The 5,410-nt window shown below is 57.1% G+C and carries 5 protein-coding genes and 2 pseudogenes; 1 reads left to right on the forward strand and 6 read right to left on the reverse strand.

What is annotated here, in order from left to right; genetic code table 11:
- A pseudogene (locus MA884_RS12440) lies at positions 1 to 122 on the forward strand (phage infection protein); the annotation flags it as partial.
- Positions 123 to 284: 162 nt separating this feature from the next.
- Here the strand turns inward: MA884_RS12440 and MA884_RS12445 are convergent.
- The 6 genes and pseudogenes from MA884_RS12445 to MA884_RS12470 all read right to left on the reverse strand — a co-directional run.
- A complete protein-coding gene (locus tag MA884_RS12445; RefSeq protein ID WP_256230815.1) occupies positions 285 to 1,379 on the reverse strand; it encodes a DUF1615 domain-containing protein in 1,095 nt (364 codons plus the stop codon).
- Between the two features lie 306 nt (positions 1,380 to 1,685).
- Positions 1,686 to 2,660, reverse strand: a complete 975-nt coding sequence (gene hemB, locus MA884_RS12450) for a porphobilinogen synthase (RefSeq protein ID WP_256230816.1) — start codon at positions 2,658 to 2,660, stop codon at positions 1,686 to 1,688.
- A 114-nt stretch (positions 2,661 to 2,774) separates the two neighbouring features.
- Complete coding sequence (locus MA884_RS12455; RefSeq protein ID WP_256230817.1) at positions 2,775 to 3,620, reverse strand: PhzF family phenazine biosynthesis protein; 846 nt, start codon at positions 3,618 to 3,620, stop codon at positions 2,775 to 2,777.
- A gap of 8 nt (positions 3,621 to 3,628) precedes the next feature.
- Positions 3,629 to 4,327: a glutathione S-transferase family protein gene (locus MA884_RS12460; RefSeq protein ID WP_256230818.1), complete on the reverse strand. Its 699-nt coding sequence runs from the start codon at positions 4,325 to 4,327 to the stop codon at positions 3,629 to 3,631.
- Positions 4,328 to 4,472: 145 nt separating this feature from the next.
- Positions 4,473 to 4,868 (reverse strand): hypothetical protein, encoded by a 396-nt coding sequence (locus MA884_RS12465; protein WP_256230819.1) that lies wholly within the window; start codon positions 4,866 to 4,868, stop codon positions 4,473 to 4,475.
- Positions 4,865 to 5,410 (reverse strand): annotated as a pseudogene (locus tag MA884_RS12470) (type IV secretion protein Rhs); the annotation flags it as partial. The gene MA884_RS12465 and the pseudogene MA884_RS12470, both read right to left, overlap by 4 nt.

Below are 5,410 nucleotides of genomic sequence, written 5' to 3' on the forward strand. Positions count from 1 at the left end.
TTGCCGAAGGTGGCTCCGATCGTCTGCAACAGAATCGTGTTGCTGAAGGTGGTTCTGATCGTCTGCAACAGAATCGCGTCGCTGAAGGTGGTTCCGATCGTCTGACTCAGAACCGTGTATGAGTTGTTCAATCCAGATGCCTGACGAAGTCCCCAATGACGTGCAACGCAATGTGTGGCGAAGGAGCTCCCTCGCCACACTGTTTCAAACACCTCTGCAACCTGATGCATCACAATGAAAGCCCGGCCTTATTCGCCGGGCTTTTTCATGGGCCGACGTATCGACTAGCGTCCCGCAGCCCGCGTCATGCAGCGTCGATAACGCTCATCTACCCGCTTGGCAAACCACGCAGTGGTGAGCTTGCGCGTGATCTTCGGGCTCTTGAGCACGATTCCCGGCAATACTGCCCGCGGCAACGGTTTGCCCTCGGCCTTCTCAGCCAATTCGAACACCCGCTTGTAGAGTTTGCTGTCCTCGAACGCCAGGCTGTCGCCCTGCTCCAGTTGATCGCGAATGGTCGGGTTACGCATACCCAGCGACCTGCCCAATGTGCGCACTGCCAGCTCAGTGCTGCCTGGCATGATGGAGTCATGCAAAATCAAATCGCCATCGAGGGCCAGGGGAATGCCTGACACACGACTCACCGCATGCTGGAATGCTGCGTTGCGGCTGGCGTACCACCCGGCATTGAAATCGGCGAAACGATACAGCGGCTCGGTGTAGCTCACCGGATACCCCAGCAGATGCGCAATGCCGAAATACATCCCGCCGCGACGACTGAACACCTCCCGACGAATCGAACCATCCACCGCGTAGGGGTAATCCCGGGCATTGGCTTGGGCAAACGCGATGCTGACCTGCATCGGCCCGCCGGTGTGTACGGGGTTGAAGCTGCCGAACAGCGTCCTGCCCAAAGGCACCATGCCGAGGAAATCATCGAAAATCGCACTCAACTCCTTCTCGCTGCGCGCGGCATTGAGCCGATCACTGTAGCTTTTGCCATTGGGCGAACGCACCTGGAGCGCGCCGCTGATCAACAGACCTGGGATGTGCATCTTTGCCGCGCGACGGTCGATTTCCTGCCGGGCGATCTTGCCCAACCCCGGCACCGCCGGATCGGCCTGGAACGTCGACTCCTGTTCGGTCACCGCCAGGACAGAACAGATATTCTGCGTCGTGGGTGGGATCTGCTGAGTGGCAAAAGCCACGTAGATATCCGTCGCCCAGCCTTCGCGATCCGCGGTCTTTGCCGGCAACAACCGCACGATCTGCGCCTTGACCTCGGCGGGCTGGCGTTCAGGTTCCTGGGCCTGACGGCTGCCGCAACCGGCCAGGGTCAACAACGCGGCGAGGCTGATCATCAATCGATTGAGTTGCATGTTGCTCCATCAAGTCTGTTATTGCGCAGCAACCATACGATCAAAAGCCGGTACAGGCTATGTTCGGTTCATCAGGGCCACAACGGGTCTTGTGAGGAAGGAAGGCTCGACAGTAGCAAAACCTGAGGTGAGAGATGGGTGGCCTAACACCATCAGAGTGGCAGCAAGACTCCTACAGTAGATTTGGGGTGGGTGAGGTCTGTGGGAGCAAGGCTTGCCCGCGATGACGGCGGCACGTTCGGCATCGATGCAAGCTGTCCCACCACTGTCGCGAGTAGGCTCTCTCCCACAGGAATCCAGCGTCGATCAGATTCCGCTTAACGCCAGATCCATCGCAAAGTAGGTGAAGATCAGGTCCGCCCCGGCTCGTTTTATCGCGCCGAGACTTTCTCGCACTACGCGGGCTTCGTCGATAGCGCCGGCCTGGGCGGCGAATTTGATCATCGCGTACTCGCCGCTGACCTGATAGGCCGACAAGGGCAGGTTCGAAGCCTGGCGAATGTCGCGGATGATATCCAGGTACGCGCCGGCAGGTTTGACCATCAGTGCATCGGCCCCTTCCTGCTCATCGAGCAAGGATTCGCGCAGTGCTTCGCGGCGGTTCATCGGGTTCATCTGGTAGCTTTTGCGGTCGCCCTTCAAGGCACTGCCGCCCGCCTCGCGGAACGGACCGTAGAGCGCTGAGGCGAACTTGGTTGAATACGCCATGATTGCCGTCTGGCTGAAACCGGCTTCGTCCAGGGCTTTGCGGATGGCCTGGACCTGCCCGTCCATGGCGGCGGACGGAGCGATCACATCAGCCCCGGCACGCGCGGCCGCCACGGCCTGTTTACCCAGGTTGAGCAAGGTCCGGTCATTGTCCACTTCATGCCCATGAAGCACCCCGCAATGGCCGTGATCGGTGTACTCACAAAAACAAGTGTCGGACATCACGATCATTTCCGGCACCGCGTCCTTGCAGATCCCGGCCATGCGCGACACCAGACCGCGCTCGTTCCAGGTGTCGCTGCCATCGCTGTCCAGGTGATGGGACACGCCAAAGGTCATCACTGACTTGATGCCGGCACGGGCATACCGCTCGATCTCACTGGCCAGTTTCGATTCAGGAATACGCGCCACGCCCGGCATGCTCTTGATCGGTACAAAGTCATCGATTTCTTCTTCGACGAAAATCGGCAGCACCAGGTCGTTCAGGGTGAACTCGGTTTCCTGGAACAGACTGCGCAGGCTGGCATTGCGGCGCAGGCGACGTGGACGTGCTTCGGGGAACTGGCTGGACATGGGACTCCTGGGAAAATGGGTGCTCGATCGCAGGGGATAAAGCTTATGCCCTGACCGGCCGGGGCACAAACGCCGACCGGAAAACAGAGTTTTACCGGCCGGGCAATAATCGGCTTACAAGGTCAGTGAGCCATTGACGCAGGTCACCACCGCCCCACCAATCCAGACGTCCTCGCCCACCTGCTCAACATGAATCCGCCCGGCCCGGCCCATGGTCAAGCCCTGGCTAACCACATAGCGCGACGGTGCCAGCCCCTTGGCCAGCATCCACTGGGCCAGCCCGGCGTTCAGGCTGCCGGTGGCAGGGTCCTCCGGCATGCCGTCGCCGGCAATGAATCCGCGCACCTCGAATTGGGCCTCGTCGCCATCCACGGACGGGTCCCAAGGTGCGATGACACCCACAGCCAGATCCAGCAACTGATGGTAATCGGGCGTGAGCGTCAACACCTGCTGGCGATCCTTGAGCATCAAGGCCAGCCAGCCGGCACCGTTATCAACCCACTGCGCCTCGACAATCGCCTCGGCCTGCAACCCCAGTCCCTTGCGCACCCGCTCCAGCACTTCGGCCTCCAGCGGGCCGGACTTGAGCAAGGGCGGCGCCTGAAAAGCCAACCCAAAATCGCTGCGGCGAATTCTTACCAGGCCAACGCCACATTCCTGCACGATCTGCGGCCCTTTCGGCACGCCTCCGGCCTCCAGCCAGGCATGACAACTGCCCAGAGTCGGATGACCGGCAAACGGCAGTTCAGTCGAGGTGGTGAAAATACGCACCCGGTAATCGGCATCCGGATGCTGCGGTGCCAGCAGGAACGTGGTTTCGCTGAGGTTGGTCCAGTTGGCAAAAGCGCCCATGCGCTCGTCACTGATCTCGTCTGCCCCGAGCACCACCGCCAGCGGATTACCCTTGAGCGGCACTTCACTGAACACATCCAATTGCTTGAAATTGAACCGGCTCGCCATCGTTCCACTCATTCCGGAATTTTCAATCCGCGCGCCACTGCCGGCCGCGCCAGGAAACGCTCCAACACCCGCGTTACATTCGGGAAATTCTGGATACCCACCAGATCCCCTGCTTCATAAAAACCGATCAAGTTGCGCACCCACGGAAACGTGGCGATATCGGCGATGGTGTAGCGCTCGCCCATGATCCAGTCCCGCCCTTCAAGACGACCATCAAGCACCTTGAGCAGACGCTTGCTTTCCTCGACGTAACGATCACGGGGTCGCTTGTCTTCGTAGTCCTTGCCCGCAAACTTGTTGAAGAAACCCAACTGCCCGAACATCGGCCCGATCCCGCCCATCTGGAACATCAGCCATTGGATCGTCTCGTAGCGCGCCGCCGACTCCTGGGCCAGCAGTTGCCCGCTCTTGTCCGCCAGATAAATCAGAATCGCCCCCGACTCGAACAACGCCAGCGGCTGATCCCCCGGCCCATGAGGGTCGAGAATCGCCGGGATCTTGTTGTTGGGGTTCAAGGAGAGGAACTCCGGGGACAGCTGGTCGTTGCTGCTGAAGTCCACTTTGTGGGGTTCGTAGGGCAAGCCGATCTCCTCCAGCATGATCGAGACTTTCACGCCGTTGGGGGTCGGCAGGGAGTAGAGCTGGATCCACTCCGGGTACTGGCCGGGCCATTTCTGGGTGATGGGGAATGGGGTTAGGTTGGGCATGGGGGCGAACTCCAGATGGGGAAGAAAAAAACGGAGCATAGTTCAGAATGATTTCCGTGACATCAAGGATTTTCATCCAAGCTAGCGCACTTAGACAAACGACCTGCCGTGTAAAAATTCACTCTCCTCTGCAACACACCACACACTAACTAATTCGAGACTCAATCCAGCTCCTATAGAAACTCACTTGCTCATTCGGATCGTTTGTTAAATCCTGATCATCATATTCAAATATATAAACCAGGTCATCGAGAGATGGAGCCACCCCCATGCGTAGCTCATAGGCTTTTAGTCCAAGCGACATCTGTGATGACATGCCAGATGGGTGAACATTCCTCTTAGCACCTTTGCAAAAAAAAGTCACCTCTGGATTATCCCGTCGAAGGCTCGCAAAACATTTATAAAAGTTGCTGCTCATATAACTTTTATCAACACCTGCTTTCGTACAGAAGGTTATTGCAACTTTTTCGGCATCACATACAAGATGAACGATCTCTTTTTTACCCCCCATGGACACGTAAACTTCCACCTTGGTAATCATTTTTTTATCCTTCTATTGGGATTAAGTATGGAGTAACCAAACTCCTTTCCATCATCAAGTATTAACGTTGCACCAAGCACATCTTCGTTTTTTATGCGCCCCGGAATCGCGATTTCCTTTTCGCCCCCGAACAAATATGCTGCTCCCAGCTCCTTACTTAAATCATGCCCTGGAATTTTTTGTAGCGTGTATAAATAACCTATTCTCGTAAACTCGTTGGTGGCGAACCTCTTCCCCACCTCTCTCGAATAGGAAGTGCTAATGAAATAACTAGGAGGCCAATCACTATCTATAGAGTGCAAGAATAGATCCTTACTTTTCCCTTTGCTTTTAAACCCATTTTCAAAAACATCTTCAGGACTTCGCTCATCACCGCGATACAGAAAATCATCTTCTTTTTTTGGGGTAGGTAGTTTGGATTCCGCTTGACTAACAGTCGCCTTAGCCGCCGGATCCGGACTCCCAACCGCCGACCTGCACCCGCCCCTCCCCGGACAATCCACCAACCCCAACGGATCCACCCACCCCGTCGGGTTCAGGGT

Source organism: Pseudomonas sp. Q11, assembly GCF_024494355.1.
Classification (GTDB): domain Bacteria; phylum Pseudomonadota; class Gammaproteobacteria; order Pseudomonadales; family Pseudomonadaceae; genus Aquipseudomonas; species Aquipseudomonas hefeiensis.